Genomic DNA, 26,865 nt, shown 5'->3' on the forward strand with positions numbered 1-26,865 from the left:
GTCCGGCGGCGGGATGAACCAGGCTGCCCCGCCGCACTCCCGCCGCCGGACCCACCCACCCGCACCCATCGCAGTTTCGAGGAGCCGCACAGTGAACACCGTTGGATGTCATGCTCGCGTCATTGCCGGAGTCGTCGGCTGCACCGCTCTCGTCCTCGCCCTCACCACCACAGGCGCCGCCCAGGCCCACGGCCGTGACCTGGCGCGCCAGACCCTGCCCGCGCGCGACGGCTGGGCCGCCGCGACGACCGGCACCACGGGCGGCGCCGCCGCCACCGCCGACCGGGTCTTCACCGTCACCACCTGGGCCGGGTTCAAGGCGGCCCTCGCCGCCGGCGGCACCGCCCCGCGCATCATCAAGGTCAAGGGCGTCCTCGACGCGGACGGCGCCGACTGCTCCGAGTTCGCCGTCGCCGGCTACGACTTCGGCCGGTACCTCGCCGACTACGACCCCTCCGTCTGGGGTTACGACACGGACCTGGAGGGCGAGAAGGCGACCCCCGGCACCCAGGAGTATCTGCGCGACCGGTCCGCGTCCGCCCAGGCCAAGGCGATCAAGGCGGCCGTCCCCGCCAACACCACGATCATCGGCGCGGGCCGGGGCGCGGGCATCGTCGGCGGCAGCCTCCAGATCAACGGCGTCGACAACGTCATCGTGCGCGGCCTCACCCTGGAGTCCCCGCTCGACTGCTTCCCGCAGTGGGACCCGACCGACGGCTCCACCGGCAACTGGAACTCGGAGTACGACGCCGCCGTCGTCTACAACGCCACGCACGTCTGGCTCGACCACAACACGTTCACCGACGGCGACCACCCCGACTCCACGCTGCCCAGCTACTACGGCCGGATCTTCCAGCAGCACGACGGCGAACTCGACGTCGTCAGGGGCGCCGACCACGTCACCGCGTCCTGGAACGTCTTCGAGGACCACGACAAGACCCTGATGATCGGCAACAGCGACAGTGCGGCCGCCACCGACGAGGGCAAGCTGCGGGTCACCCTGCACCACAACCTCTTCAGGAACCTCGTCGAGCGGGCGCCCCGGGTGCGCTTCGGGCAGGTCGACGCGTACAACAACTCCTACGTCGCGGGTGCGGGGTACGGGTACTCGTTCGGCATCGGGTACAAGTCGCAGCTGTTCGCCGAGAAGAACGCGTTCGCGCTGCCGCCCGGGGTGGGGGCATCGGCGGTGCTGCACCGGTGGAACGACTTCCCGCTCACCGCCGTGGGCAATGTCGTGAACGGTGCCGGGACCGATCTCATCGGTGCCTACAACGCGGCCAACCCCACGGCCCCGGTGGCCTCGGGGGCCGGGTGGACGCCGACGCTGCGTACGCATGTGGATCCGGCGAAGGCCGTGTCCCGGGTGGTCGCTCGGGGGGCCGGGGCGGATCGGCTTCGTTGAGGTTCTGTCGTTCGCCGGGTGCGGGGGCGTCGTGGTCGCTCGCGCAGTTCCCCGCGCCCCTGGCTATCCGGAGTGCACGCATGTTTCATCAGCAACGCCAACACGGTCTCTCCCGACGGGCGTTCGTGTCCGCCGGTGTCGGTGCCGGGCTCGCTCTCGCGGGCGCCGGCGGAGCCCACGGGGCGCCTGCTCGGCGGCTCGGGGCGCGTACGCTCTACGTCGATCCGCGCGGCGGCGGTGATCACACCACCGTCCAGGGCGCCGTCGACGCCGTCGACGGGGAGGGGTACACCCTCGTCCTCGCGCCCGGCGTCTACCGCGAGACCGTCTCCGTGCCCGCCACCGCCACCGGCATGACCTGGATCGGCGCCGCCCGCGATCCGCGGCGTACCGTCGTCGTCTTCGACAACGCGGCGGGCACGGTCAGGCCCGACGGGTCCGGGACGTACGGCACGAGCGGGTCGGCCACCGTGACGCTGCGGCCCGACGGGTTCACCGCGCGCGGCATCACCTTCGCCAACGACTGGCTGCGCGCCGACCACCCCGGTGTCACCGGGACGCAGGCGGTCGCGCTCAAGGTCATGGGCGACCGTTCCGCCTTCCTCGGCTGCCGCTTCCTCGGCCACCAGGACACGCTGTACGCGGACTCGCCCGCCCTCACCACGTTCGCGCGGCAATACTTCCGCGGCTGCTACGTCGAGGGCGACGTCGACTTCGTCTTCGGGCGCGGCACCGCCGTCTTCGAGGACTGTCACTTCCGCACGCTCGCCCGTACCGACCTGACGGGCGCCCCGTACGGCTTCGTCCTCGCGCCGTCCACCGCCGGCGCCAACCCGCTGGGCTACCTGGTCACCGGCTGCCGGGTCAGTTCGGCCGCGCCCGATGCCTTCTACAAGCTGGCCCGGCCGTGGGTGCCCAGTTCCGACACCACGGCCCGGCCGATGCTCGTCGTGCGGGACACGCATCTGGGGCCCGGCATCGACGCCGTCGCGCCCTACGCCGCCATGTCCGACGCCTACCCGTGGCAGGAGCAGCGGTTCGCCGAGTACCGCAACTCGGGTCCGGGAGCGGTCGTCACCGTGCCCGCCAACCGGCCGCAGCTCAGCCGCTCCGAAGCGGCCCGGCACACCCGGCCCGCCTACCTGGGGGACTGGCGGCCCCGCGCCTGACGGGCTAACCCAGCTGCCACAGCGCGTACACGATGCCGAGGAGGACGAGCCCGGCGAGGGCCAGGAGAGCACCGAGCAGTCGCGGCTGCCCGGCGGTGTGGGTGCGCCGTACGGGCAGTCCGCGTATGTCGAACGCCCAGCTCAGCCCGGCCCACAGGGCGATGACGCCGCCGACGGCGAACACGGTGAGCAGCACGGGCGACTGCCCGTGTGCGGAGGAGGCGACGGTGAACTGCGGCTGCACTGGGTGAGCGTAGGACGGGGCGCCCAAAGGCCAGGTCAAGCCGCCGCCATTGCTGAGCAATGGTTCGACCGATACGTGTATCGATCCAGTAACCCCTCTCGCGCCGCCGCATGTGATGCGCGTAGACACGGGCCATGCGGAAGACCATCACACTCGCGGGCATCGCCGCCGCGTGCGCTCTCGCGGGCGGCGCCCTCTACGGCACCGGCACGGCCGGCGCCGGCGCCCCCACCGCCGGGACCACGGCCGAGCCCTACAACATCGGCAAGCTCGTCGGCGACATTACGTCGTACTACGGCGCCGCCCAGGACGCCGACGGCACCTGGCAGGCCGACCCCCGCAGCGCCTATGCCGACGACCTGGCGCGCATCCAGGCGCGGGCCAAGAAGGACATCGCCAAGGCGGCCCAGAAGGCGCGGCACCACCACGCCAGGCCCGCGGTCGTCTTCGACATCGACGACACCCTGCTGCTCAGCCTCGACTACGAGGTTCGCACCCACTACGTCTACAACAGCGCCACCTGGGCGGCCTACGTCGCCAAGGCCGACCGCCCGGCCGTCTTCGGCACCCCCGCCCTCATCGCGTACGCGCGGAGCAAGGGCGTCGAGGTCTTCTACAACTCGGGCCTGACCGAGGCGCAGCGCGACTCCGCCGTCGCCAACCTGAAGAAGGTGGGCATCAACACCGACTTCGACGCGCGCCACGTCTACCTGAAGAACGCCGACGACCCGCCCGCCTACCTCGGCGGCTGCGCCACCGCCGGGGCCTGGAAGTGCACGACCGTGCAGTACAAGGCGGGCACCCGCAGGCACATCGAGTCGCTCGGCTACGACATCGTCGGAAACTTCGGCGACCAGCAGTCCGACCTCGACGGCGGCTACGCGGACAAGACGTACAAGTTCCCGAACCCGACCTACTTCGTGGGCTGAGGGCCGGCCGCGGACCGGCCGCGGACCGGCCGCGGGCCGGGCGCCGGTACGCCGGCGCCCGGCCGCCACGGCTCAGTCGTAGGTGAGGTCCGACGCCGTGTACTGGCAGTACGTGCCGTCGGGGCCGCTGCCGACCTCCGTCGGCTCGGCGCCGGTGCTGTTGCCGTTGTAGCGGACGCACGGCTTGATCTTCTTGCTGCTGTCGCCGTGGACGCGGATGTTGCGCAGGGCGGCCGTGTCGCCGTAGTTGGAGTTGATGCCGACGATCGACTTGCCGGGGGCGGTCACGTCGACGTCGTTGATGATGATGTTGCGGTTCTTGTACTGCGTCGAGCAGTTGCCGCACGAGCGGACCAGCTTGCCGAAGTCCGCCACCTGGAACTTGGTGACGACGAGCTTGCCCGCGCCGTTGAACTGGAACACCTTGTCGGACGCCTTCTTCGCGCCGCCGCCGTACACCGTGTAGACCGACGACGTGGACTTGCCCTTGAACGTCGCGGCGTCCTCGCCGACATCCTCCCACCAGACGTTCTGCAGCGTGCAGCTGCCCGCGCAGTGCACGCCGTCGGCGGCGGGGGAGCCGATGATGACGTTCTTCAGGGTGGCGCCGTCCTTCAGGTTGAAGATCGGGTCCTGGCCCTCGTCCTGGCCGTCGCCGCCGAGGTCGCCGGAGCCGTAGAACCGCTTGTAGGAGCCGTCGTAGGTGCCCGACACCGAGATGCTGCTGCTCACGGCCTGCGTGCCGGTGGCCGTCGGCCAGGCGGTGGCGGCCCCGGCCGGGGTGAGCATGCCGGTGGTGGCGAGGGCGGCGCCGGTGAGGGTCACCGCGAGGAGCCCGCCGAGGGTGGCCCTGCGCGGGGTGGTGCGGCGCCGGTGGCGGTGCGGGGAGGGGGTGTCTGTCTTGGTCATGCCCGTTGGTCGCCGGTCCGCCGGGAAAGGTTGCCGCCTCCCGCGCGTCCGCCCGCTAGCCGAAGTCCCCGCTCACGGCCACCTGCTCGCCGTCCACGGTGCGGCCCCACACCGAGTACGAGTCGCCGCCCGCGTCCCGGTCGCCCTCCGCGTGGTTGTACTGCCCGGCGAACACGTACCGCCCGGCCGGTACCGTGCGGCCGTTCTTCAGCACCCACCGGTACACCAGGAAGCCGCCGCGCTCGCCGACGGAGACCGTGAAGTCCCCGGCGGGCAGCGACCGCCAGTTGCCGGTCCCGGCGACCTGGCCCGTCTGCGCGACCCTCAACTCCAGTGTGAGCGCGGTCAGTTGACGCCGCACCTTGAACGTGATGTCGCTCTGCGCCCAGTACCTGTTCGAGCCGGGGTCGACGGTCCCCTCCGACCACATGCTGGGCACAGCGGAGCGGCTCGGGGCCGGGGTCGGTGTCACCGCGACCGTCTGGCGCGGGCCGCCGTCGTCCTCGCGCAGCGTCGCGCCCACCGCGAACGCGCCCACGGCGAGGGCCCCCGCGACCCCGGCGACCGCGCCCGCGATCCGCACCCACCCGGTGGCGTTGCCGCGCCGCGTGCCCGGGGCGGGGTCCGGCCCGGACATGCCGCGCTCGATCCGGGCGAGCATCCGCTCCCGGTCGGGCCGGTGCGCGTCGGCGGACTCGCGCAGCCGCCGCCGCACTTCGTCGCTCACCGCCGGCCTCCCTCCGCCGTCGCCCCGACGGCCCGTACGCGGCGCGGGGCCGGGTCCTCCCGCTCGCCGGAGCCGAGCCGCTTCTCCAGCTCGGCCATGCCCTTGGACGTCTGGCTCTTCACCGTACCCACCGAGATGCCGAGGGTGAGCGCGGTGTCCTTCTCCGACAGGTCGAACGCGTGCCGCAGCACCACACAGGCCCGCTTGCGGAACGGGAGTTCGCGCAGCGCGCCCTGCACGTCGACCACGGCGGGCACGTCGGGGTCCTCGGCGCGCTCCTGCCGGCCCGACCAGAACAGGGCCACGCGCCGCCGCTCACGGACCGCGCTGCGGATCCGGGTGCGGGCGAGGTTGGCGACGACGCCACGCGCGTACGCCACCGGGTGATCGGCGTCCCTGACCCGGTCCCAGCGGTGCCAGAGCGCGAGCAGCGCGTCCGCGGCAAGGTCGTCGGCGGCGTCCGGCTCGCCGGTCAGGAGGTGGGCCAGGCGGGCGAGTTCTGCGTGGTGCCGTTCGAAGAAGGCATGGAACTCGGCGGAGTTGTCGTCGTCCACGACAGTGCTCACGCGGATCCCTCCCCTCACTGTGCGGCTCGATGCGGGTCGACGGGATGCGAGAGCGTACCAGCGTTACGTACGGCGGTTCGAAGGGTGTGCGAGATTTCGGACATGATCGGGTGGGGGAGCACTGTCGGTCTGCGACCTAGGTTGCGTCACTAACTAGGTAGCCGTACGGTCTACGACCATGAACGCCGCGCTGCACCTCTCGCCGCACCTCACCACCGCGTCCGTCGTCACGGCCGCCGCCGTCGCGCTCTACCTCGCCGTCGGCGAGCCCTTCGTGGGGCGGCGCATGTACGCCTCGCTGGCGCGGCGCCGCGACACCGAACCGGCGGCGCTGGTGCGGTACTTCCGTACCGTGCTGGGTTTCTGGGCGGTCCTGGGGGCGCTGTGCGGCGCGGTGTACGCCCTGTCGCCCGGTCTCACGGCGGCGGACCTCGGCCTCGCCGTCGGGGACGGGCCGGTGGCGGTGACCGCGTTCGCCGGGGCGCTGCTCGTGGCCGTCGTGCTCGGCGGGCGGAAGCTGGGCGGCCTGGCCCGCGACGGCAAGCACGTGCCCGGCCTCGACGCGGTCTCCGCGATGCTGCCCCGCACCCCCCGGGAGCGGCGCCACGCGGTGGCGGTCGCCCTCGTCGACGCGGCCGGCTCCGAACTCCTCCACCGGGGCCTTCTCATCGCCTTCGGCGTCGGCGCGCTCGGTCTGAACATCTACGTCGCCGCCGCTCTGGCCCTGCTGGTCTACGCGGGCGCCGGGCTCTACCAGGGTCGCTCCGGAGTCGTCGTCTTCGCCCTGTTCGGCGGCGTGTGCACCGCGCTCTACCTGCTGACCGGCAGTCTGCTCCTGCCGGTGGCCGTGCATGCCCTGGTGTCCCTGCGCGACCTCGTCTACCTCCCGGCCGCCGTCATGAAGGGCAGGACCGCGTGAGCGGCGACCGTCGAGCCAGCTGGTTCAAGGGCGTGCTCGACCTGCTCGTCCTCGCCTCCCTCACCGACGGCGAGAGCTACGGCTACGAGATCGCCAAGACGCTGGACGGCGCCGGGTTCGGCCAGATCAAGGGCGGCACCCTCTACCCCGTGCTCAACCGCCTGGAGGAGGCCGGACTCGTCGCCGCCGAGTTCCGCGCCACGGAGAAGGGGCCGGGCCGCCGCTACTACACACTCACCGGCGTGGGCCGGGCCACCCTCGCCGAACAAGGGGCGCTGTGGCGGGAGTTCGACACATCGGTACGGGCCATGCTGGCCAAGGGAGGCGTGCGATGACGGACTCCGCCGACGTCACGGGGGAGTACCTGGCCGAGTTGGGGCGCCTCCTCCGCGCCCACGGGCTTCCCCCGGGCCACGTCACCGCCACCGTCGACGACCTCGCGGCGCACCTCGCCGAGTCAGGACCCGCCGCCGACCCGGCCGAGGAGTTCGGGCCGGTCGCGGAGTTCGCCCGGCAGCTGGCGCCGGAGAGCGCGGCCCCGGACGGCGCGGCGCCCGACGAGCACGTCGAGACCTGGCGCTGGACCGCCGACACCTACGCCGACGAGGCGCTCCTGGACCGCTTCGGGGACGAGGGCTGGGAGGTCGAACGCATCGACGCGCTCGGTCGCTTCGTCAGCCACCGCGACCCCGAACAGCCGCAACGCTGGGAGTACCGGCGCGAACTGGTGACCCGGGGGCGCGCCGCCCTGGACCGGCGGCTCGCCGTCGAGGGCTGGGAGCCGTGCGGCAACTGGGTCGTGTACGGGTGGTACAAACGCCCGAAGGCGGCGACGCTCGGGCCGGCCGCGGACTTCACGGTCCCGCCGCCGGCCGCGCCCGCGCGCCGCGCGTTCTTCAGTCGCCGTTTCCACGCGACGCTGGCCGTCGTCGCCGTGCTGCTGGTCGCGGCGGGGGTCGCGGTGGCCGTGCGGGACGGGGACGCGGGTACGGGGGCGGGGTTCGTCACGGGGGCGCTGGTGGGGGCGGCGGTGCCGTTGCTGGCGGGGTGGGCCGTCGTCGCGTGGCGGGTGCGGCGCCGCCGTGGCTGATCGCGCAGTTCCCCGCGCCCCTGAAAGGCACACTGCGTACGCCGTCCCAGGGGCGCGGGGCCCCCAGGGTGCTGAGAGGCTCGCCGCGTGTGTGGGCTCGGGGGTGCGGCCTGCGGTCGGGGTCAGTTCTTCAGCGCCGCCGACATCATCGCCTTCGCGATCGGCGCGGCCAGGCCGTTGCCGCTGACCTCCGAGCGGGCCGCGTCGGACTGTTCCACCAGGACCGCCACCGCGACCTGCTTGCCGGTGGAGTCGTCCTTCGCGTACGAGGTGAACCAGGCGTAGGGCGTCTTGCTGTTGTTCTCGCCGTGCTGGGCCGTGCCCGTCTTGCCGCCGACGGTCGCGCCCGCGATCCGCGCGTTCGTGCCCGTGCCCTTCGTGACGACGGTCTCCATCGCCGACCGGAGCTGGGACGCGGTCCGCTCGCTGACGACCCGCTCGGTGTCGGAGTCCGGGTAGCTCTTGACCGCGTCGCCGTCCGCGTCGGTCACCTCGGAGACCATGTGCGGGGACGCCTGTTCGCCGCCGTTGGCGAGGGTCGCGGAGACCAGCGCCATCTGGAGCGGGGTGGCGGTCACGTCGAACTGGCCGATGCCGGAGAGCGCGGTCTGCGCCTTGTCCATGCCGGAGGGGTAGACGCTCTCGGCGGCGCGTACGGGCACGTCCTGCTTCGTGTCGTCGAAGCCGAACTTCTCCGCCATGGCCCGGACCTTGTCCTGCCCGAGCTGGACGGCGATCTTGCCGAAGACGTTGTTGCACGAGTACTGGAGCGCGGTGCGCAGGGAGGCGTCCTCGCAGGGCGCGCTCGCGCTCTCGTTCTTCAGGTAGGTGCTGGTGCCGGGCAGGAGGTACGGGTTCGGGGAGTCCGTCTTCTCGTCGACCGACGTGTACAGCCCGTTCTCCAGCGCGGCCGCCGCCACGACCAGCTTGAACGTGGAGCCCGGCGGCAGCGCCTGCTTGAGGGCGCGGTTCAGGGTCGGCACGTCCTTGTCGTCCGACAACTCCTTCCACGCCTTCGCGTCGGACGGGCCGGAGCCGCTGATCTTCGACGGGTCGTACGACGGCGACGACACCATGCCGAGGATCCGCCCCGTCTCCGGGTCGATCGCGACGGCCGCGCCCTTCGTCGAGCCGAGCGCCTTCGCCGCCGCCTTCTGCACGGCCGGGTCGATCGTCGTGACCACGTCACCGGGGGCGGAGCGTTTGCCGGTGAGCGTGTCGAGCGGGCTCTTCAGCCGGGTCGCCGTGCCGTCGAGCACGTCCTGGTACAGGGACTCCAGCTGCGTGGACCCGTACACCTGCGAGGTGAAGCCGGTGACCGCGGAGTACAGCGAGCCGTCCTTGTAGGTCCGCTTGTACTTCAGGTCGCTGCCGCCGCCCGTCGGCGCGGAGCCGGTCACCGCCTTTCCGCCCACGATGATGTCGCCGAGCGGATACGCGTACTGCGCGATCGTCTTCCGCCGGTTCTTGTCGTTGTCCGCGAGGGCCCGGCCGTCGTAGAACTGCACCCATGTCGCCCTGACCAGCAGAGCGAACACGAGGAGCAGACTGAAGACCGAGGCGCGCCTGATCGTCTTGTTCATCCCACCGGTAGGACGAGCGGGCGGGAGCGAATCGTTCCGATAAGCCCCGCTTTCTCAGGAAGCTCTCATCCGGCGGAACGGACGGGCGCCGGAACGGACGGGCGCCGGAACGGACGGGCGCCGGAACGGACGGGCGCCGGGTCAGAGGCGGCGCGTCGCGAGCGTCAGCCGGTCCCGGGCGTCGAACAGCGCGTCCTTCACCATCTGCTCGTGCGCGGGCGTGAGCCGCGCCACCGGCACCGAGCAGGAGATCGCGTCACGGGCCGGGGTCCGGTAGGGGATGGCGACGCCGAAGCAGCGCAGGCCGAGCGTGTTCTCCTCGCGGTCCACGGCGAAGCCCTGCTCCCGCACCGCGTGCAGCTCCTCGATGAGCTTCTCGCGGTCGGTGATCGTGTGCTCGGTCAGCGCGGGCAGCGTCTCCGGGAGCATCTTGCGGACCTGCTCGTCGCTGTAGGTGGCGAGCAGCGCCTTGCCGAGCGAGGTGGAGTGCGCGGGCAGGCGGCGCCCCACGCGTGTGAAGGGCCGCAGGTAGTGCTGGGACTGGCGGGTGGCCAGGTAGACCACGTTGGTGCCGTCGAGCCGCGCCAGGTGGATGGTCTCCGTGGTGTCGTCGGAGAGCCGGTCGAGCGTGGGCCGGGCGGCGGCCACGACCTCGTCGCCATCGATGTAGGAAGTGCCGACGAGCAGCGCCCGCACCCCGATCCCGTACCGCGTGCCGGTCGCGTCCGTCTCCACCCAGCCCAGCTCGACGAGCGTGCGCAGGAGCATGTAGAGGCTCGACTTCGGGTAGCCGACCGCCTCCTGGACGGCGGCCAGGGAGTGCATGCCGGGACGGCCCGCGAAGTATTCGAGCAGTTCGACCGTGCGCACCGCCGACTTGACCTGCGCGCCACCCGCTCCCGCGCCCGCGACGGCCCCCGTCTCGTCTGCCGACATCGCCCTTGACCCCTTCGTTCGACGAGAAATAGTCTCCGTGGTGTTCATCGACAGAGACAGCGTTCAGTATATCGAACGACTCCCGTGGCTCGTCCTGCGAGCCGCGGGAAAAGCTGGAGGAATTCGCCGTGGCAGCAGCACCAGTCTGGAGTGTCGACCCCCGAACCGGGAAGCAGCGGGAGCAGGTCGCGACCGAGGCCACGGCCCAGGAGGTGGACCAGGCGGTCCGCGCCGCCCACGACGCCCGTTCCGCTCTGAAGGACCGGACCGTCCGCGCCGCCTTCCTGCGCACGGCGGCCGCTCTGCTCGACGAGTCCAAGGATCACCTGGTCGAGGCCGCCGACGCGGAGACCGCCCTCGGCCCGGTCCGGCTCAGCGGTGAACTCGCCCGCACCAGCTTCCAGTTGCGGGCCTTCGCGGACATCGTCGACGAGGGCGCCTTCCTCGGCGTCGTCATCGACCACCCCGACGACACGGCGACCCCGCCCATCCCGGACCTGCGCCGCTACAAGATCCCGCTCGGCGTCGTCGCCGTCTACTCCGCGTCGAACTTCCCCTTCGCCTTCTCCGTGCCCGGCGGCGACACCGCGAGCGCGCTCGCCGCGGGCTGCCCCGTCGTCGTCAAGGCGCACCCCGACCACCCGGCCACCTCCGAGCTGGTCGCCTCCGTCATCCGCCGCGCCGCCGCCCGGCACGACATCCCGGAGGGCGTGCTCGGTCTCGTGCACGGCTTCGAGGCGGGCGTCGAGCTGGTCAAGCACCCGCTGGTCGCCGCCGCCGGGTTCACCGGCTCCGTACGCGGCGGGCGCGCGCTCTTCGACGCCGCCGCGGCCCGCCCGGTGCCGATCCCGTTCCACGGCGAGCTGGGCTCGCTCAACCCCGTCGTCATCACCGAGGCGGCCGCCGCCGAGCGCCCCGAGCAGATCGGTACGGGCCTCGCGGGCTCCATGACGCTCGGCGTCGGCCAGTTCTGCGTCAAGCCGGGCCTCGTCCTCGCGCCGAGCGGCGAGGCGGGCGACAGCCTCGTCAAGTCCCTCACCGCCGCCGTCAGCGACACCGCCGGGGGCGTCCTCCTCGACCACCGGATGCGGGACAACTTCGTCGCGGGCGTCGCCGAGCGCGCCCAGCTCCCGGACGTCGAGGCGCCGGTGACACCCGGCGCGGGCGGCGAGCACACCGTCAGCCCCGGCTTCCTCACCGTCCCGGCCACGAAGCTCGCCGTCGAGGGCTCGGAGCACGACCTGCTCCTCGAGGAGTGCTTCGGCCCGGTCACCGTCGTCGCCCGCTACGAGAGCACCGACGAGATCACCGCCGTCCTCGGCCGCCTGCCCGGCAACCTCACCGCCACCGTGCAGCTCTCCGTCGAGGAGGCCGCGGGCGGGGGGCGCGGCGCCGAGATCCTCGCCGAGCTGACCCCGCTCGCGGGCCGCGTCCTGGTCAACGGCTGGCCGACCGGCGTCGCCGTCGCCCCCGCCCAGCACCACGGCGGCCCGTACCCGGCGACGACCTCCACCTCCACCTCGGTCGGCGGCACCGCGATCGAGCGCTGGCTGCGCCCGGTCTCGTACCAGACGACGCCCGAGGCGCTGCTGCCGCCCGAGCTGCGCGACGACAACCCGCTGAACCTGCCGCGCCGCTACAACGGCCGCCTGGAGAACTGAGACCGATGGAGAACGCAGAACTGCGCATCCCCGAGCTGCCCTTCCCGCTGCACGCCCACGGCCCCGACGGGCACTGGAGCTACGCGGACGGCGCGCTCACCGGCCGCGCGGGCGCCCGCCAGGACCGCTTCGTGCCGCCGGCGGGCGGCTCCCTCGAACCCGCCTCCGACGCGCCCCGCCTCCTCGGCGCCGCACCCGAGGGCGACTTCCAGCTGATCGCCCGCGTGACGGTCGGGTTCGCGGCGGCGTTCGACGCGGGCGTTCTCTACCTCCACGTCGGGGAGCGGGAGTGGGCCAAGCTCTGCTACGAGCGTTCCCCGGACGAGCCCACCATCTGCACGGTCGTCACCCGGGGCCGCTCGGACGACGCGAACTCCTTCGTGGTCCCGGGCTCCACGGTCTGGCTGCGGATCACCCGCACCGGCACCGCGTTCGCCTTCCACGCCTCCACCGACGGCGAGAAGTGGACCTTCGTCCGCGTCTTCGCCCTCGGCGACGAGCAGTCCGCGGCGGCGGCCCGGGTGGGCTTCCTCGCGCAGTCGCCGACGGGGGAGGGGTGCGCGGTCACGTTCGACTGCATCGAGCTGCGGCCGGGCGCGCCGAAGGACCTGAGGGACGGGAATTAGCCACCGGTCCGGGAGGTTGACGTACGGCGCAGGGCACCCCCTGTGCCGTACGTATCCACTGGAGCGAGAGACCCCATGCGCGTCGAGATCTGGACCGACATCAACTGCCCGTTCTGCTACATCGGCAAGTCCCGGTTCGAGCAGGCCCTCGACGCCTTCCCGCACAAGGACCAGGTCGAGGTCGTGCACCGGTCCTTCGAGCTCGACCCCACCATCGCCAAGGGCGACACCGGCCTCGTCGTGCCGCACATCGCCGAGAAGTACGGCATCAGCGAGGCGCAGGCCGCCGCCAACGAGCAGGGGCTCGGGCAGCAGGCGCAGGCGCTCGGCCTGCCCTACCTCACCGAGGGCCGCGACTACGGCAACAGCTTCGACCTGCACCGCCTGCTCCACCTCGCGCACGAGAAGGGCGTCCAGGACGCCATGATCGACGCCCTGTACCGCGGCAACTTCGCCGAGGAGGGCTCCGTCTTCGCCGACGAGGAGCACGTCGTGCGCCTGGCCGTCGCCGCCGGGCTCGACGAGGCCGAGGTCCGCGCGGTCCTCGCCGACCCGGACCGGTACGCCGACGAGGTCCGCGCCGACGAGCGGGAGGCCGCCGCCCTGGGCGCGACCGGCGTGCCCTTCTTCGTCCTCGACCGCAAGTTCGGCGTCTCCGGCGCCCAGCCCGCCGAGGTCTTCACCCAGGCCCTCACCCAGGCGTGGGACAGCCGCTCCCCGCTGACCGTGATCGACAGCGCGCAGGGCGGCGACGCGTGCGGCCCTGACGGCTGCGCGGTCCCGCAGAGCTGAGCGACGGGCGCGCGGGGCCGGGCGACGGGCGCGCGGGGCTGAGCCGGGGGCGCGTCGAGCTGCCCGAAATGAGCGCGTGGCCGCCCACCCGCTCGGGCACAGTGAGGTCATGCAGACCACTGACGATCAGCAGCCCGGCACCCCCGTCGACGCCCTCGTGGACGTCCCCGTCCTGGACCTCCCCCCGGAGCCCGCGCTCGACCTCGACCTCGTCCGCGCCCAGTACCACCCGGACAGCACCTACCTGAACACCGCCGCTTTCGGGGTGCTGCCCGCGCGGGCGGCCGACGCGGTGCGCATCGCCGTCGACACCATGGCGGCGGGCCGCCCCCTCGACGCCCTGTTCGCCGACGTGGAGGAGGCCCGCGCCTCCTTCGGGCGGATAGTCGGGGCCCCGGTGGGCCGGGTCGCGGCCGGCGCGTCCGTCGCGGTCTACGGCGGCCTGGTCGCCGCGTCGCTGCCGCCGGGCGCCGAGGTCCTCACGGCGGAGAGCGACTTCAGCTCCACCGTCAACCCGTTCCACGTCCGGGGCGACCTCAAGGTCCGCGTCGTCCCGCTGGACGAGATCGCCGAGTCGGTCGGCCCCGACACCGCACTCGTCGCCGTCAGCGCGGTGCAGTCCGCCGACGGCCGCGTCGCCGACCTTGCCGCGCTGCGCGAGGCGACCCGTGCCCACGGCGCCCGCCTCTACATCGACGCCTCGCAGGCCGCGGGCTGGCTCCCGCCGCAGGAGCTGGACGCCGACTATCTTTCCGCCGTCGCCTACAAGTGGCTCGGCTGCCCGCGCGGCACCGCCTTCTTCGTCGGCCCCGAGGACCCGGACGAGCTGCGCCCGGTCTTCGGCGGCTACGTCTCCGGCGAGATCCCCATGGACAGCTGCTACGGCCCCGTCACCGAACCCGCCCGCTCCGGACGCCGGTTCGACGTGGCGCCGAGCCTCCTCTCGTACACCGCCGCCCGCCAGTCCCTCGCCCTCGTCGAGGAGGTGGGCACGGACGCCGTCCGCGCGCACGACCTGGCGCTCGCCGACCGCTTCCGCGCGGGCCTCGCCGACCTCGGCCACGCGCCGGTCCCCTCGCCCGGCTCCCCGATCGTCGCCGTGCCTCAACTGGGCGCCAAGCAGGCTCAGTTGCGGGCGGACGGCTTCGAGGTCGCCAACCGTGCGGGCAACCTGCGGGCCGCCTTCCACCTCTACAACACGACCGAGGACGTCGACCTGCTCCTTGCCGCTCTGTCCCACTGACCACCCCTCGCCACCGCCGTTCCGCACCGTCTGGCGCGCGGGCCCGCCGGACGCTAGGAAGGCAGGGACGAGGTGGTGGTGCCGGTGGCCCGCAAGCACGGGACAGGACCGACGGCCGACGCCGAGCTGCACCGGCGGCTGGTCTACGGCGACGAGGCCGCGCTCGCCGAGGTGTACGCCGCCTACGGCGGGCTCGTGCGGGCGGTCGCGGTCCGGGTGACCCGCCAGACCGGGGCCGCCGACGACGTCGCCCAGGAGGTCTTCGCCCACCTGTGGGCCCGGCCCTACGCCTACGACGCACGCCGCGGCACCCTGCGCACCTGGCTGACGATGCTGGCCCACCGCCGCGCCGTCGACTGGGTGCGCAGCGAGGCCAGGCACCGCAAGGCGGCCGCCGCCGACGACGAGGTCCTGCACGCGATCCCGGCGCAGGACCCGGGCCCCGACGAGCGGGTCGTGGACCGCGAACGCGCCCTCCTGCTCCACTCCGCCCTCGCCGAACTCCCCCTGCACCAGCGGCAGGTGGTCCACTTGGCGTACTTCGCCGGACGGACGTACCGTCAGGCGGCGGCCGAGCTCGGCATCCCCGAGGGCACCGCGAAGACCCGGCTGCGCACGGCCCTGCACCGGCTGGCCGAGACCCTGGCCGACCCGCCGGACCCGGCCAGGGAAAGGAGCGCGTGATGGCGACCGACGCCTACGACCACGCGGCGGTCTGCGACCTCCTCGGCGCCTGGGCCGTCCACGCCCTGCCCGCCGACGAGGAGCGCGCCGTCCCCGGACACCTCGCACAGTGCCCGGAGTGCGCGGCGGAGGCGGAACGGCTGCGGGAGACCGTACGACTGCTGGACGGCCCGATGGAGAACCCCGACACCGCCCCGCCCGGCGCGGGCGACGACCTCCTGGCCCGCGTCCTCGCCGCCCGCCCCGCCGTGCCCCGCACCGCCCCGCACGCCGAGCCGTACGCCGCCGCCGTCGCCGCGCTCCAGGCGCTCCTCGCCGAACTCGACCCCGAGCCCGACGCCGCGCCGGACCCGGACGTCTGGCGGACGCCCGTCGTCCACGACTGGACGGTGCAGGACACCGTCGCCCACCTCATCGCCGCCGACGAGCACCTCGCCGTCCACCTGGGGCTTCCGGCCAACGAGCCGCCGCAGGGACCGGCCGCGCCGGACGGCACCGGCTGGCGCACGGCCTGGGCCACCCGCACGCACCGGGTCATCGCCCACGAGCGGGGCCGTGCCCCGCATGCCACCGTCGCCACCTGGCGCGCGCAGGCCGCGGCGCTGCTCGCGACCCCGGCCGCGCACGACCCCGAGGTCGCCGCGCTGCCCGCGGAGCTGGTCGGGGCGCGGCTGCCGGTCGCCGACCACTTCCTGGTCCGGGGCTTCGAGGCGTGGATCCACGCCGACGACATCGGACGCGCCCTGGGCCGCCCGGTGCCCCCGCCGCCCGCCGCCCACCTGTGGCGCCTGGTGCGGCTCGGCGTCCGCATCCTCGGGATCGCGCTCGGCACGGCCGCCGAGCCCGTCGCCCTCACCGTCACCGACGCCGACCGCTCCACGGAGTGGGTCCTCGGCGCGGAGGGTGAGCCGATCCGCGCCGAACTCGCCCTGGAAGCCGTCGACTTCTGCCTCCTCATCGGCGGCCGCGTCGCCCCGCACACCGTCCCCATGGCCGCCCGGGGCGACGACCGGGCCGTGCACGCCGTCCTCGACGAAGCGGCCCGGCTCGCCTGGCTGTGAACACGAGTGGGGCGGGACCGGCCAGCGGTCCCGCCCCACTCGTGTGCGTACGCGCGCTACCTCACCGGGGTGAAGTCCCGCGCCCCGATGAACTCGGGGCGGCGTACGGGCGCCGCGAACGGCTCCACCGCCGTGTTCTCCACGCTGTTGAACACGATGAAGACGTTCGAGCGCGGATAGGGCGTGATGTTGTCGCCCGAACCGTGCATGGCGTTGCAGTCGAACCAGGTGGCCGAGCCCGCCTTGCCGGTGAACAGCTTGATGCCGTGCGCGTCGGCGAACTTGGACAGCGCCTCGTTGGAGGGGATGCCCGCGTCCTGCATCTGCAGCGACTTCTTGTAGTTGTCCTCCGGCGTCTCGCCCGCGCAGCCGAGGAACGTCTTGTGCGACCCCGGCATGATCATGAGGCCGCCGTTGGTGTCGTAGTTCTCCGTCAGGGCGATGGAGACGGACACCGTCCGCATGTTCGCGAGGCCGTCCTCGGCGTGCCAGGTCTCGAAGTCCGAGTGCCAGTAGAAGCCACTCGCCCCGAAGCCGGGCTTGACGTTGATCCGCGACTGGTGGACGTAGACGTCCGAGCCGAGGATCTGCCGCGCACGGCCCACGACGCGCTCGTCGCGCACCAGGTTCGCGAACACCTCGCTGATCTTGTGCACCTCGAAGACCGAGCGCACGTCCTGCGACTTCGGCTCGACGATGGAACGCTCGTCGGCCTTGATCGACGGATCGGTGATCAGCCGCTGGAGTTCGGCCTGGTAGGTCCCGATCTCGTCCGGGCCGACCAGCTCGTCGATGGCGAGGAAGCCGTCCCGCTCGAAGCCCGCGAGGTCCGACTCGCGGATCGGGCCCCGCGCCCCCGGCGCCGACCAGACGACCGGGTCGACGCGCGGGGTGGCCACCTCCGAGGTGCCGCGGGTCGGGTACAGATCGGCGATGCCGTGGTCCGCAGAGATGGCGGTCATGGGGATCAGGCCTCCTCGTCCTCGGTCAGCAGCGGGTAGGCGCCGTGCTCGTCGTGGTCCTCCCGCCCGGTCACGGGCGGATTGAACACGCACACGCAGCGGAAGTCCGTCTTGGGGCGCAGCGTGTGGTGCTCGTGGCCGTTCAGGAGGTACATGGTGCCCGGCTCGATCCAGTGCTTCTCGCCGGTCTCCTCGTTGGTGAGCTCGGCCTCGCCCTCGACGCAGAGTACGGCCTCGATGTGGTTCTTGTACCACATCTTCGTCTCCGTACCCGCGTAGAGAATCGTCTCGTGCAGGGAGAAGCCGACCTTCTCCTTGGCGAGGACGATGCGCTTGGTCTCCCACGTGCCGGACGCCGACTTCACGTGCCGGTCGGTGTTCTCGATCTCCTTGAACGAACGGACAATCACGGTGTGTCGCTGCCTTTCCTTGTTGCGTTCCCTGAGGGATGTCAGGCGGTCTCGCGCACGGCCCTGGTGAGCGTGCGCAGCCCCTCTTCCAGCTCGTCGGGCGTGATCGTCAGCGCCGGGAGGAGCTTGACGACCTCGCTGTTCGGGCCGGAGGTCTCGATCAGCAGGCCGAGTTCGAAGGCGCGCTTGGCGACCTTGCCGGCCCGCTCCTTGTCGCGGAATTCCAGGCCCCACACGAGGCCGCGGCCGCGGTACTGCACGGTCTCGTCGCGGAACTCGTCGCGCAGCGCGCCGAGGGCCTCCTCGATCTGCTGGCCGCGGGCGAGCGTCTGCTTCTCCATGGCCGGACCGTCGGTCCAGTACGTCTCCAGGGCGGCGGCGGCCGTGACGAACGCGGGGTTGTTGCCGCGGAACGTGCCGTTGTGCTCGCCGGGCTCCCAGACGTCGTGCTCCGGCTTGAACAGGCACAGGGACATGGGGAGTCCGTACCCGCTGATGGACTTCGAGACGGTGACGATGTCCGGGACGATGCCCGCCTCCTCGAAGGAGAAGAAGGCACCGGTGCGGCCGCAGCCCATCTGGATGTCGTCGACGATGAGCAGCATGTCCCAGCGCTCGCACACGTCGGCGAGCTTGCGCAGCCACTCGGCGCGGGCCACGTTGATGCCGCCCTCGCCCTGCACCGTCTCGACGATGACGGCGGCGGGCTGGTTCAGGCCGGAGCCCTGGTCGGCGAGGAGCCGCTCGAACCAGATGAAGTCCGGGGTCTGCCCGTCCAGGTAGTTGTCGAACGGCATGGGCGTGCCGTGGACCAGCGGGATGCCCGCGCCGGCCCGCTTGAACGCGTTGCCGGTCACCGCGAGCGAGCCGAGCGACATGCCGTGGAAGGCGTTGGTGAAGGACACGATCGACTCGCGGCCCTTGACCTTGCGGGCCAGCTTCAGCGCGGACTCGACGGCGTTGGTGCCCGTCGGGCCCGGGAACATGACCTTGTAGGGCAGGTCGCGCGGGCGCAGGATGATGTTCTGGAAGGACTCCAGGAAGTTGCGCTTCGCCGTCGTCGACATGTCCAGGCCGTGCGTGACGCCGTCGCGCTCCAGGTAGTCGATGAGCGCGCGTTTCAGCACGGGGTTGTTGTGGCCGTAGTTGAGCGACCCGGCGCCCGCGAAGAAGTCCAGGTACTCGTGGCCGTCCTCGTCGTACATACGGCTGCCGTGGGCCCGGTCGAAGATGGTGGGCCAGCCGCGGCAGTAGCTGCGCACCTCCGACTCAAGGGTCTCGAAGACGCTCAGGTCCGGCTGGGTGATGGTCACAGCGAAAGCTCCTCTTGGGAGGGGAGTAGCGGGGGGTTGGCTTGAATGGCTTCGGCTTGTGGGGCCGTGCCGGGCCGGCTAGGCGGTGGCCGGCGGGGCGGCCGGTGCGAGCGGCCCGATCCGGTACAGCTCTTCCGGCAGGTGCCCGTCGTCGGGGAAGAGCCCGGCGTCGAACAGGACGGTGCGCTCCACGCCGGCCCCGTGCCTGCGGGCGAAGGAGCGGAACAGCGCCTGCGACGCCTCGTTGTCGGGTGTGATCGTCGTCTCGACGGTGGTGACCTGCCGCTCGGCGATGACCTTGGCGGCGAGACCGTCCAGGAGTTCGCCGGCCAGACCGTGCCCGCGGTGGGCGGAATCCACGGCTATCTGCCATACGACCAGAGTGCCCGGTCGGTCCGGCCGTGTGTACCCGGTGACGAACCCGGCGACCTCGCCGTCCTCGTCCCGTGCGACGGCAGAGGTGGCGGCGAAGTCACGGCACCAGAGCAGATAGCTGTACGAGGAGTTGAGGTCGAGAACCTTGGAGTCACGTGCGATACGCCAGATCGCGGCACCGTCGGCCACGCCGGGCTGGTCGAGTCGGAATTTCGCTTGTACGGCGGTCATGCAAATTGAATTTACCCAGCAATTTCTACGATTGCATCTGGGCGCGGGGTTACGTGGCGCGGCGATCTGTGTTATCGCGCGCAGGTGAGCACGCGCATGAGTGGACGGAGAAATATACCGATTTGCCGTGTCCATATGGGACATAACGCCGCACGTGTGGAGTACGTCACACCGTTCCGTCCGGTCGGAGGGTGTCCGATTCGCGTCGTCCCGCGTTGTTGAAATCTTAGTGTTTACCCTCGAGTGATCCGGGCAGAAGCAGTACGGAAGGCTGCTCCGATAATAAGCGGAAGAATGTAGTTCAGTAGTTCTTGCGGAAGATAAAGAAAAGCGCCGCCCGGAATGGGCGGCGCCACTTTGTGGACGGCGGAATTGCTGGTATTCCGATCTTCGGCAGCGCGGGCGTCAGGCCCAGGCAGCGGCGACGGCCTTCCGCGCACCCTCCAGGTCCACCGCGGACCCCGCCTCCGCGAGCGCCCCGCCGAGCGCGGCCAGCGAGGACTGCACGACACCGCGCGTGGCCTGCGGACCGTAGTGGTTGACCCGGATCATCTCCTGCGCGAGCGCGCCGCCGCCCGCCACCAGCGGCAGCACCGGATCGACCGCGAGCGCCTTCGCGACCAGCTCACGCGCGTCCGTCCCGGCGGGCGCCCGCAGCGTCGTGGCGACCGGCGCGGCGTCCCGCGCCTCGTGCACGTACGGCTCCAGTCCGCCGCCCAGGGCCAGCGTTCCGGCCCGGGTCGTCGCCGCCGCACTCGCGTGACGGGCCATCAGGGCGTCGAGGCCCTCGCTCTCGATCCGCTCCACGCACGCTTCGAGCGCGAGCATCTCCAACTGCGCGGGCGCGTGCAGCAGCGCCTTGCGGCCGCCGTCGATCCAGCGCTGCTTCCAGTCGAGCAGCGACAGGTAGGAGTGGCGCGGCGCCTGCGGGTTCGCGGCCATCCGTGCCCAGGCGCGCGCGCTCACCGACACGGCCGAGACCCCGGCCGGGCCGCCCATCGCCTTCTGCGCGCCGATCACGCACAGATCGACGCCCCAGGCGTCCGGCAGCACCGGCTCGGCCGCGATCGACGCCACCGCGTCCAGGTAGAACAGGGCGCCGTGCTCGCGCACCACCTCGCCGATCTCGGCGACGGGGTTGGTGTTGCCGGTCGCGGCCTCCGCGTGCACGAGGGAGACGAAGTCGATGTCGGGGTGCGCGGCGAACGCCTCCCGGATCTGCGCGGCCGTCACCGCCGTGTGGAAGGGCACCGCCAGGTCGTGCACGGTGGCCCCGCAGTCGCGCAGCCAGTCGCCGAAGGTCTGCCCGTACGGGCCCGTGATCACGTTGAGGGCGACGGTGCCGGGCCCGGCGACTCCGCGGATCGCGCCCTCAAGGGGGAGCAGCGCCTCACCCTGCATGATCACGACGTCCTGGGAGGTCTCCAGGAGACGGGCCACACGGTCCTCGACGGCGGCGAAATGCTCGGCGCTCAGGGGGGCCAGATCGAGAAACGGATGCGTCACGGTGGTGCCTTCTTCGCTCACGGGTTCGGACGGATGCCGCTGTCGAGCGTACCCACCCGCCTCATAGGCTTCGCGCATGAGTGAGCCGAGCCCGGCGGGGGCGCTGCACGTGACCGGACGGGTCCTGGCCGGACCCGATGACGTACGCGACGAACTCTGGGTGGTCGACGGCCGGATCACCTACGACCGCCCGCGCACCCCGGGCCCGGACATGACCACGGTCCACGGCTGGACCCTGCCCGGCCTGGTCGACGCGCACTGCCACGTCGGCCTCGACGCGCACGGGCCCGTCCCCGCCGGGACCGCCGAGAAACAGGCCCTGACCGACCGCGACCACGGCACCCTGCTCCTGCGCGACGCGGGCTCGCCCTCCGACACCCGCTGGATCGACGACCGCGAGGACCTGCCGAAGATCATCCGCGCGGGCCGGCACATCGCCCGCACCCGCCGCTACATCCGCAACTACGCCCACGAGATCGAACCCGGGGACCTCACCGCCTACGTCGCCCAGGAGGCCCGGCGCGGCGACGGCTGGGTCAAGCTCGTCGGCGACTGGATCGACCGCTCCACCGGCGACCTCGGCGCCTGCTGGCCGCGCGGCGCCGTCGAGTCGGCCATCGGCGAGGCGCACCGGCTCGGCGCCCGCGTCACCGCCCACTGCTTCGCCGAGGACTCGCTGCGCGACCTCGTCGAGGCGGGCATCGACTGCATCGAGCACGCGACGGGCCTCACCGAGGACCTGATCCCGCTCTTCGCCGAACGCGGCGTCGCGATCGTCCCGACCCTGGTCAACATCGCCACGTTCCCGGACCTGGCCAAGGGCGGCGAGGCGAAGTTCCCGCGCTGGTCGGCCCATATGCGCCGGCTTTACGACCGCCGCTACGACACGGTGCGCGACGCCTACGACGCGGGCATCCCGGTCTACGTCGGCACGGACGCGGGCGGCTCCCTCGCCCACGGCCTCGTCGCGGGCGAGGTCGCCGAACTCGTGAAGGCCGGCATCCCCCCGGTCGAGGCCCTCTCGGCCACCGCCTGGGGAGCCCGCGCCTGGCTCGGCCGCCCGGCCCTGGAGGAGGGCGCCCCGGCGGACCTGGTGGTGTACGCGTCGGACCCGCGACAGGACGTACGGGTGCTGGCGGCTCCACGGAGGATCGTGCTGCGGGGCAGGGTGGTCGGCTGAGCCACCAGGGCGTCGTCCGCGCTGAGTTGACGCAGCGTTACCTGCACGGGCGGCGGCTCGTTGCACACCACTTCGCCGCGCCCGCGCTGTCAACGGCGTACGCGGGGCGGGTGAGCGGCTCGGGTGACATCAGGGGGACACCAGGGAACATCCGAGCCCCAAGATTCGAAGACATGCGCTAAAACCCCTCGTTGGGGTGAACTGACCCCGGGTTGCCGCCCGTTCACTCTCAGTGCGTAAAGATTCCCTCATCGATGACCAGTCGACACCGTCGGCGGCGCACGTGCTGTCCCTGTGCGCGCCCGCCGAGGGGGGAACCGTTCTGACCATCGCCTGTCCTGATTCTGTTCTGTCCTCTCCTGGGGGTCCCACCAGCATGCCCAGCTCCACTGTCACCACCGCCCCGCGCACGACCGCCCGCCGCCTCGCCGCGACGGCCGTCGCCACCGTGCTCGCCGCGGGACCCGCCGCGCTCGCCGCCGCAGGTCCCGCCGCCGCCACGGGCGACCACGGCGGCAAGGCCGGTGCGGTCGTGCTCCGCACGGGCCTGGACGTCTCGCTCCTGAACAAGACGGTGAACGTCCCCCTCAAGGTCGCGCTGAACGAGGTGCAGGCGCCCGCGAGCGCCGAGAAGACCGCGCTGACCGTGAACCTGGACGGTGTCGACAACGGCCGCCCGTTCAGCGTCCTGCGCGCGGACGTGGCCAAGGCCAGGGCGACCGTCGACGCGAAGAAGGCGGAGGGCTTCACCCAGCTCGTCCACGCCAAGGTGCACGTGCCCGGCCTTCCCCTGCTCTCCCTCATCGAGGTGGACCAGGTCACGTCCAAGGCGCTGTGCGAGGCGGGTAGGAAGCCGGTCGCTGAATCGAATCTGCTGGGCTCCGTCACGGTCCTCGGCAAGAAGGTCACGCTGACGGCGGGCGGCACGACGGAGGTCAAGGTCCCGGGCGTCGGCGAGGTCTCCCTGGCCCTCTCCTCCACCTCCACGACGTCCCGGACGGCGGCCGCCTCCGCACTCCAGCTCAAGGTCTCGGTCAACCCCTTGAAGCTGAACGTCGCCGAGGTCAACGGTGAGGTCACGCTGGCCGGCGCCACCTGCGAGGCCCCGAAGGCCCCGGCCCCCGAGAAGGAGACCCCCGTGGTCTCCACCCCGTCCCCCGACACGGTCGTCCCCCAGGGCGGCAAGGAGGAGCCCCCCGCCGACCTCGCCGAAACGGGCGGCAACTCCGCCACCCCGTACATCGCGGGCGGCGCGGTACTCCTCCTCGCGGCAGGCGGCGGCGCCCTGGCAATGACCCGCAGGAACCGAGCAAGGGCCTAACCCGAACACGGGGCGCCGACAACCCGGCGCCCCGCAAGGGGCGCGGGGAACGGCGCGACCAGCCACGACGAGAGTCGAGGATGTTCACGGGGGGCGCCCCGTAAGGGGCGCGGGGAACGGCGCGAGCAACCACGACGAGAGTCGAGGATGTCCGCCGGGGGCGCCCCGTAAGGGGCGCGGGGAACGGCGCGAGCAACCACGACGAGAGTCGAGGATGTTCACGGGGGGCGCCCCGCAAGGGGCGCGGGGAACGGCGCGAGCAACCACGACGAGAGTCGAGGATGTTCACGGGGGGCGCCCGGTCAGGGGCGCGGGGAACGGCGCGAGGAGCCACGGCGCGCGGGCCGGTTGGCGCCCGGACGCGCCACCCTCACGGCGCGAAGGCCCCACCCCCGCCCCCCTCGGCAAGAGAATTCAGCACACCCCGCAACTCACCGACAAACCCCGCACTGACCTCCCGCCCGCGCACAGCGACCCGCACCCACCCCGCCCCCAGCCCGGGAAACGTATCCCCCCGCCGCACAGCAACCCCCCGCCCCCGCAACAACTCCCGCACCACCCGGGCCCCGGGCACCCGCACCAACACGAACGGCCCGGCCGCAGGCCCCGCCACCTCCACCCCGAACTCCGCCAACCCCTCCAGCAGCCCCACCAGATACGCCCGGTCCGCGGCAACCACCCGAGCCGCGCTCTCCGCCTCGGCAAGACCCCGCCCGGACACACACGCCTGCGCAGCGACAAGCGCGGGCGAGGACACGGGCCACAACGGCTGCGCCCGCTCCAGCGCCGCGATGATCTCCGGCTCGGCCAGCACGTACCCGACCCGGAGCCCCGCGAGCCCCCACGTCTTGGTCAGACTCCGCAGCACGACGAGCCCGGGCACGTCGGTCCGCCCGGCCAGGGCTTCCCGCTCACCCGGCACCGCGTCCATGAACGCCTCGTCGACCACGAGCACCCGCCCCGGCCGCGCGAGCCGGACGATCTCCTCGGCGGGATGCAGGACGGACGTCGGGTTGGTCGGATTGCCCACGACGACGAGGTCCGCCTCCTCGGGCACGAGCCCCGCGTCGAGCCGGAACCCGTCCGCCTCCGGCAACAGCACCCGCCCCACCACGTGCCCCGCGTCGGCGAGCGCCGCCTCCGGCTCCGTGAACTGGGGATGCACCACGACGGGCCGCCGCACCCCGAGCGCCCGGGCGAGCAGCACGAACGCCTCGGCGGCGCCCGCCGTGAGCAGCACCCGCTCCGGGGACACCCCGTGCCGGGCGGCGACCGCCGCGCGGGCCGCGCGCCCGTCCGGGTAGGCGGCGAGCCCCTCCAGGGACGCGGCGATGTGCTCCCGCAGCCAGGGGGGCGGCGTGCCGGTACGGACGTTCACGGCGAGGTCGATCAGCTTCTCCCCGTCGTCGCGGACCTCGGCGTCCCCGTGGTGGCGCAGATCGGGCCCGCTCGCACCGCCCGCCGCCGCGGCGGGAGCCCCGACCCGCACCTCTACCCCCGTACGCGCCCCGGCCCACTCCAGGGCCGGGACCCGTACGTCGTCGGGGGCGACGCCCTCGTACGGCTGCACGACGACCCGGCGCGCCCCGAGCGCCGCACACCGGTCGAGCCCGGAGACCACGTCGGGGGAGGCGCCCGAGACGAACGCCGGCTCGACCCCGGCGAACCCGCCGTCCTCCCACAACATCCGCGCGGCGGCGACGAGTTCGGCGTTCACCGCGGGGTCGGTCGAGCCGCGCCCCACGAGCAGGACCACCACGTCGTCCCGCCCGGACGCAAAGCGGTCGGCGCTCTGCGCCAGGGCGGCGAGCAGGGCCGGGGCAGGGGTGAGCACGGAACGGACTCCTAGTGATGAGAACGAGGTGGGATACCGGGGGGACGGGGGAGACCGGCGGCGGCCACCGCACAGGTGACCCGCCCGCCCCGCACCCGCTTGGGCACGACCAGCGCGCCCCCGGAGGCGAGGAGCGCCGCCGCCTCCGCGACCGACGGCGTACCGGCGGCCCCGGCCACCCGCCGCGACGGGTGCGGCACCGGCACGGCGGCCAGGACCTCGGCCGCGTACGTCATGAGCGGCACCCCGAGCGCCCCGGCCGCCGCCACGAGCCCCGGCTCCCGCCCTTTCGCGTCGACGCTGGCGAGGGCGGCGACGTCGCCGGGTGCGGCACCGGCCTCGTCGAGGACGGCGCGGATGAGCCCGAGGATCTCGTCGGCGGAGACCCCGGCGCGGGCGCCGACCCCGACCACCACGATGTGCGCCGGGGGTGCCGGATGGGTTAGCAAAGGCGCATGGCGGTGTTCGTGGCGCTCGGCGCCTTTGTGATGACCCTGGTCGGCGGCTGGACCGCGAGGAGGGTCACCGACCGGCGCCATCTGGTGCTCGGGCTCGCGGGCGGCCTGATGCTCGGCGTCGTCGGCCTCGACCTGCTGCCGGAGGCGCTCGACGCGGCCGGCGGGCCGGTCTTCGGGGTGCCCGCGGCGCTGCTGCTCTTCGTCGCCGGGTTCCTCGCCGCGCACGTCCTCGAACACCTCCTCGCCCAGCGCCAGGCGGCCCACGGCGCCGGTGGGCACGAGGGCGGCCGGGTCCCCGAGGTGGGTCTGACGGCGGCCGGGGCGATGGTCGGGCACAGCATGATGGACGGCATCGCGATCGGCGCCGCGTTCCAGGTGGGCGGCGGTATGGGCGTCGCCGTGGCGCTCGCGGTGATCGCCCACGACTTCGCCGACGGCTTCAACACGTACACGATCACGCGCCTGTACGGGAACGCCCGCCGCAAGGCGACGATCATGCTCCTGGCCGATGCGGCGGCGCCCGTCGCGGGCGCCGCCTCCACGCTTCTGTTCACCATTCCGGAGCAACTGCTCGGCGGCTATCTCGGCTTCTTCGGCGGCGTCCTGCTCTACCTGGCCGCCGCCGAGATCCTGCCCGAGGCCCACCACGACCACCCGGCCCGTTCGACCCTGTTGTGCACGGTCGCCGGAGCGGCGTTCATCTGGCTCGTCGTGGGCCTCGCCGGCTGAGG

At 72.7% G+C, this 26,865-nt stretch carries 28 protein-coding genes and 1 pseudogene; 15 read left to right on the plus strand and 14 right to left on the minus strand.

Annotated elements, in window-relative coordinates:
• The first annotated feature begins 91 nt into the window (after window positions 1-91).
• Together C1N81_RS33680 and C1N81_RS33685 are read left to right on the plus strand one after the other, a co-directional pair.
• The gene (locus tag C1N81_RS33680; protein ID WP_394435086.1) at window positions 92-1,405 is read left to right on the plus strand and encodes a pectate lyase family protein; all 1,314 of its coding nucleotides are present in this window, start codon (window positions 92-94) and stop codon (window positions 1,403-1,405) included.
• Window positions 1,406-1,485: 80 nt separating this feature from the next.
• Entirely contained in the window at window positions 1,486-2,574 is a 1,089-nt protein-coding gene (locus tag C1N81_RS33685; RefSeq protein WP_394435087.1) for a pectinesterase family protein, read from the plus strand.
• Window positions 2,575-2,578: 4 nt separating this feature from the next.
• Here the strand turns inward: C1N81_RS33685 and C1N81_RS33690 are convergent, their stop codons facing one another.
• Window positions 2,579-2,818 (minus strand): hypothetical protein, encoded by a 240-nt coding sequence (locus C1N81_RS33690; protein ID WP_394435088.1) that lies wholly within the window; start codon window positions 2,816-2,818, stop codon window positions 2,579-2,581.
• A 134-nt stretch (window positions 2,819-2,952) separates the two neighbouring features.
• Here C1N81_RS33690 and C1N81_RS33695 point away from each other — a divergent pair, with 134 nt between their 5' ends.
• Window positions 2,953-3,747 (plus strand): HAD family acid phosphatase, encoded by a 795-nt coding sequence (locus C1N81_RS33695; protein ID WP_394435089.1) that lies wholly within the window; start codon window positions 2,953-2,955, stop codon window positions 3,745-3,747.
• Between the two features lie 72 nt (window positions 3,748-3,819).
• Here the strand turns inward: C1N81_RS33695 and C1N81_RS33700 are convergent, their stop codons facing one another.
• The 3 genes from C1N81_RS33700 to C1N81_RS33710 are packed head-to-tail and all read right to left on the minus strand — an operon-like array spanning window position 3,820 to window position 5,949.
• Complete coding sequence (locus C1N81_RS33700; RefSeq protein WP_394435090.1) at window positions 3,820-4,656, minus strand: pectate lyase; 837 nt, start codon at window positions 4,654-4,656, stop codon at window positions 3,820-3,822.
• Between the two features lie 55 nt (window positions 4,657-4,711).
• Window positions 4,712-5,383, minus strand: coding sequence for a hypothetical protein (locus tag C1N81_RS33705; protein WP_394435091.1), 672 nt, complete (start codon window positions 5,381-5,383; stop codon window positions 4,712-4,714).
• Window positions 5,380-5,949 (minus strand): SigE family RNA polymerase sigma factor, encoded by a 570-nt coding sequence (locus tag C1N81_RS33710; RefSeq protein ID WP_394435092.1) that lies wholly within the window; start codon window positions 5,947-5,949, stop codon window positions 5,380-5,382. The genes C1N81_RS33705 and C1N81_RS33710 overlap by 4 nt, the downstream gene beginning before the upstream one ends.
• Window positions 5,950-6,127: 178 nt before the next feature.
• On the opposite strand from C1N81_RS33710, the gene C1N81_RS33715 reads away from it, so the two are divergent.
• Genes C1N81_RS33715 through C1N81_RS33725 form a run of 3 tightly spaced genes read left to right on the plus strand, consistent with a single transcriptional unit; the run spans window position 6,128 to window position 7,958 of the window.
• Complete coding sequence (locus C1N81_RS33715; RefSeq protein WP_394435093.1) at window positions 6,128-6,868, plus strand: CPBP family glutamic-type intramembrane protease; 741 nt, start codon at window positions 6,128-6,130, stop codon at window positions 6,866-6,868.
• Complete coding sequence (locus C1N81_RS33720) at window positions 6,865-7,203, plus strand: PadR family transcriptional regulator (RefSeq protein WP_394435094.1); 339 nt, start codon at window positions 6,865-6,867, stop codon at window positions 7,201-7,203. The genes C1N81_RS33715 and C1N81_RS33720 overlap by 4 nt, the downstream gene beginning before the upstream one ends.
• On the plus strand, window positions 7,200-7,958 hold the full coding sequence (locus C1N81_RS33725) for a hypothetical protein (RefSeq protein ID WP_394435095.1): 759 nt from the start codon (window positions 7,200-7,202) through the stop codon (window positions 7,956-7,958). Before C1N81_RS33720 ends, C1N81_RS33725 begins: the two co-directional genes overlap by 4 nt.
• Window positions 7,959-8,080: 122 nt before the next feature.
• On the opposite strand, the gene C1N81_RS33730 is transcribed toward C1N81_RS33725, so the two are convergent.
• Both C1N81_RS33730 and C1N81_RS33735 read right to left on the minus strand, forming a co-directional pair.
• A complete protein-coding gene (locus C1N81_RS33730) occupies window positions 8,081-9,541 on the minus strand; it encodes a peptidoglycan D,D-transpeptidase FtsI family protein (protein ID WP_394435096.1) in 1,461 nt (486 codons plus the stop codon).
• Window positions 9,542-9,682: 141 nt separating this feature from the next.
• On the minus strand, window positions 9,683-10,477 hold the full coding sequence (locus C1N81_RS33735; RefSeq protein WP_394435097.1) for an IclR family transcriptional regulator: 795 nt from the start codon (window positions 10,475-10,477) through the stop codon (window positions 9,683-9,685).
• Between the two features lie 128 nt (window positions 10,478-10,605).
• Between C1N81_RS33735 and C1N81_RS33740 the strand changes: the two genes are divergently transcribed.
• The 6 genes from C1N81_RS33740 to C1N81_RS33765 all read left to right on the plus strand — a co-directional run bounded on the left by C1N81_RS33740 (window position 10,606) and on the right by C1N81_RS33765 (window position 16,544).
• Window positions 10,606-12,138, plus strand: a complete 1,533-nt coding sequence (locus tag C1N81_RS33740; RefSeq protein WP_394435098.1) for an aldehyde dehydrogenase (NADP(+)) — start codon at window positions 10,606-10,608, stop codon at window positions 12,136-12,138.
• Window positions 12,139-12,143: 5 nt separating this feature from the next.
• Window positions 12,144-12,764, plus strand: a complete 621-nt coding sequence (locus tag C1N81_RS33745) for a DUF1349 domain-containing protein (protein WP_394435099.1) — start codon at window positions 12,144-12,146, stop codon at window positions 12,762-12,764.
• Window positions 12,765-12,839: 75 nt separating this feature from the next.
• Window positions 12,840-13,556 carry a DsbA family oxidoreductase gene (locus C1N81_RS33750; RefSeq protein WP_394435100.1) on the plus strand — a complete coding sequence of 239 codons (717 nt, stop codon included), beginning with the start codon at window positions 12,840-12,842 and terminating at the stop codon, window positions 13,554-13,556.
• 109 nt (window positions 13,557-13,665) lie between these two features.
• Window positions 13,666-14,799, plus strand: coding sequence for an aminotransferase class V-fold PLP-dependent enzyme (locus C1N81_RS33755; protein WP_394435101.1), 1,134 nt, complete (start codon window positions 13,666-13,668; stop codon window positions 14,797-14,799).
• A gap of 72 nt (window positions 14,800-14,871) precedes the next feature.
• On the plus strand, window positions 14,872-15,483 hold the full coding sequence (locus C1N81_RS33760) for a sigma-70 family RNA polymerase sigma factor (protein WP_394435102.1): 612 nt from the start codon (window positions 14,872-14,874) through the stop codon (window positions 15,481-15,483).
• A complete protein-coding gene (locus tag C1N81_RS33765) occupies window positions 15,483-16,544 on the plus strand; it encodes a maleylpyruvate isomerase family mycothiol-dependent enzyme (RefSeq protein ID WP_394435103.1) in 1,062 nt (353 codons plus the stop codon). The genes C1N81_RS33760 and C1N81_RS33765 overlap by 1 nt, the downstream gene beginning before the upstream one ends.
• Before the next feature lie 56 nt (window positions 16,545-16,600).
• On the opposite strand, the gene thpD is transcribed toward C1N81_RS33765, so the two are convergent.
• From thpD to C1N81_RS33790, 5 genes are all read right to left on the minus strand, one after another.
• Entirely contained in the window at window positions 16,601-17,506 is a 906-nt protein-coding gene (gene thpD, locus C1N81_RS33770) for an ectoine hydroxylase (protein ID WP_394435104.1), read from the minus strand.
• A gap of 5 nt (window positions 17,507-17,511) precedes the next feature.
• Window positions 17,512-17,916, minus strand: a complete 405-nt coding sequence (locus C1N81_RS33775; protein ID WP_394435105.1) for an ectoine synthase — start codon at window positions 17,914-17,916, stop codon at window positions 17,512-17,514.
• Between the two features lie 41 nt (window positions 17,917-17,957).
• Complete coding sequence (ectB, locus tag C1N81_RS33780) at window positions 17,958-19,229, minus strand: diaminobutyrate--2-oxoglutarate transaminase (RefSeq protein WP_394435106.1); 1,272 nt, start codon at window positions 19,227-19,229, stop codon at window positions 17,958-17,960.
• A gap of 78 nt (window positions 19,230-19,307) precedes the next feature.
• Window positions 19,308-19,835, minus strand: coding sequence for a diaminobutyrate acetyltransferase (ectA, locus tag C1N81_RS33785; protein WP_394435107.1), 528 nt, complete (start codon window positions 19,833-19,835; stop codon window positions 19,308-19,310).
• A gap of 405 nt (window positions 19,836-20,240) precedes the next feature.
• Window positions 20,241-21,341, minus strand: a complete 1,101-nt coding sequence (locus tag C1N81_RS33790) for a pyridoxal-phosphate-dependent aminotransferase family protein (protein WP_394435108.1) — start codon at window positions 21,339-21,341, stop codon at window positions 20,241-20,243.
• A 76-nt stretch (window positions 21,342-21,417) separates the two neighbouring features.
• Here C1N81_RS33790 and C1N81_RS33795 point away from each other — a divergent pair, with 76 nt between their 5' ends.
• Together C1N81_RS33795 and C1N81_RS33800 are read left to right on the plus strand one after the other, a co-directional pair.
• Window positions 21,418-22,521: an amidohydrolase family protein gene (locus C1N81_RS33795; protein WP_394435109.1), complete on the plus strand. Its 1,104-nt coding sequence runs from the start codon at window positions 21,418-21,420 to the stop codon at window positions 22,519-22,521.
• Window positions 22,522-22,897: 376 nt separating this feature from the next.
• Window positions 22,898-23,842, plus strand: coding sequence for an SCO1860 family LAETG-anchored protein (locus C1N81_RS33800; RefSeq protein ID WP_394435110.1), 945 nt, complete (start codon window positions 22,898-22,900; stop codon window positions 23,840-23,842).
• Window positions 23,843-24,212: 370 nt separating this feature from the next.
• Here C1N81_RS33800 and cobC read toward each other — a convergent pair whose 3' ends face one another.
• The 3 genes and pseudogenes from cobC to C1N81_RS33815 all read right to left on the minus strand — a co-directional run bounded on the left by cobC (window position 24,213) and on the right by C1N81_RS33815 (window position 26,125).
• Complete coding sequence (cobC, locus tag C1N81_RS33805; RefSeq protein ID WP_394438402.1) at window positions 24,213-25,331, minus strand: Rv2231c family pyridoxal phosphate-dependent protein CobC; 1,119 nt, start codon at window positions 25,329-25,331, stop codon at window positions 24,213-24,215.
• A gap of 129 nt (window positions 25,332-25,460) precedes the next feature.
• A pseudogene (locus C1N81_RS33810) lies at window positions 25,461-25,529 on the minus strand (hypothetical protein); the annotation flags it as partial.
• 158 nt (window positions 25,530-25,687) lie between these two features.
• Window positions 25,688-26,125 carry a cobalamin biosynthesis protein gene (locus C1N81_RS33815; RefSeq protein WP_394435111.1) on the minus strand — a complete coding sequence of 146 codons (438 nt, stop codon included), beginning with the start codon at window positions 26,123-26,125 and terminating at the stop codon, window positions 25,688-25,690.
• A gap of 6 nt (window positions 26,126-26,131) precedes the next feature.
• Here C1N81_RS33815 and C1N81_RS33820 point away from each other — a divergent pair, with 6 nt between their 5' ends.
• The gene (locus C1N81_RS33820) at window positions 26,132-26,863 is read left to right on the plus strand and encodes a ZIP family metal transporter (protein ID WP_394435112.1); all 732 of its coding nucleotides are present in this window, start codon (window positions 26,132-26,134) and stop codon (window positions 26,861-26,863) included.
• Window positions 26,864-26,865 lie beyond the last annotated feature (2 nt).

This window comes from Streptomyces sp. SGAir0957 (assembly GCF_043523415.1).

Coding starts and splice junctions, on each gene's coding strand:
- C1N81_RS33685 (WP_394435087.1), top strand. CDS start 1,486: ATGTTTCATCAGCAACGCCAACACGGTCTCTCCCGACGGGCGTTCGTG.
- C1N81_RS33695 (WP_394435089.1), top strand. CDS start 2,953: ATGCGGAAGACCATCACACTCGCGGGCATCGCCGCCGCGTGCGCTCTC.
- C1N81_RS33700 (WP_394435090.1), bottom strand. CDS start 4,656: ATGACCAAGACAGACACCCCCTCCCCGCACCGCCACCGGCGCCGCACC.
- C1N81_RS33715 (WP_394435093.1), top strand. CDS start 6,128: ATGAACGCCGCGCTGCACCTCTCGCCGCACCTCACCACCGCGTCCGTC.
- C1N81_RS33725 (WP_394435095.1), top strand. CDS start 7,200: ATGACGGACTCCGCCGACGTCACGGGGGAGTACCTGGCCGAGTTGGGG.
- C1N81_RS33730 (WP_394435096.1), bottom strand. CDS start 9,541: ATGAACAAGACGATCAGGCGCGCCTCGGTCTTCAGTCTGCTCCTCGTG.
- C1N81_RS33735 (WP_394435097.1), bottom strand. CDS start 10,477: ATGTCGGCAGACGAGACGGGGGCCGTCGCGGGCGCGGGAGCGGGTGGC.
- C1N81_RS33745 (WP_394435099.1), top strand. CDS start 12,144: ATGGAGAACGCAGAACTGCGCATCCCCGAGCTGCCCTTCCCGCTGCAC.
- C1N81_RS33750 (WP_394435100.1), top strand. CDS start 12,840: ATGCGCGTCGAGATCTGGACCGACATCAACTGCCCGTTCTGCTACATC.
- C1N81_RS33755 (WP_394435101.1), top strand. CDS start 13,666: ATGCAGACCACTGACGATCAGCAGCCCGGCACCCCCGTCGACGCCCTC.
- C1N81_RS33765 (WP_394435103.1), top strand. CDS start 15,483: ATGGCGACCGACGCCTACGACCACGCGGCGGTCTGCGACCTCCTCGGC.
- thpD (WP_394435104.1), bottom strand. CDS start 17,506: ATGACCGCCATCTCTGCGGACCACGGCATCGCCGATCTGTACCCGACC.
- ectA (WP_394435107.1), bottom strand. CDS start 19,835: ATGACCGCCGTACAAGCGAAATTCCGACTCGACCAGCCCGGCGTGGCC.
- C1N81_RS33795 (WP_394435109.1), top strand. CDS start 21,418: ATGAGTGAGCCGAGCCCGGCGGGGGCGCTGCACGTGACCGGACGGGTC.
- C1N81_RS33800 (WP_394435110.1), top strand. CDS start 22,898: ATGCCCAGCTCCACTGTCACCACCGCCCCGCGCACGACCGCCCGCCGC.
- C1N81_RS33820 (WP_394435112.1), top strand. CDS start 26,132: ATGGCGGTGTTCGTGGCGCTCGGCGCCTTTGTGATGACCCTGGTCGGC.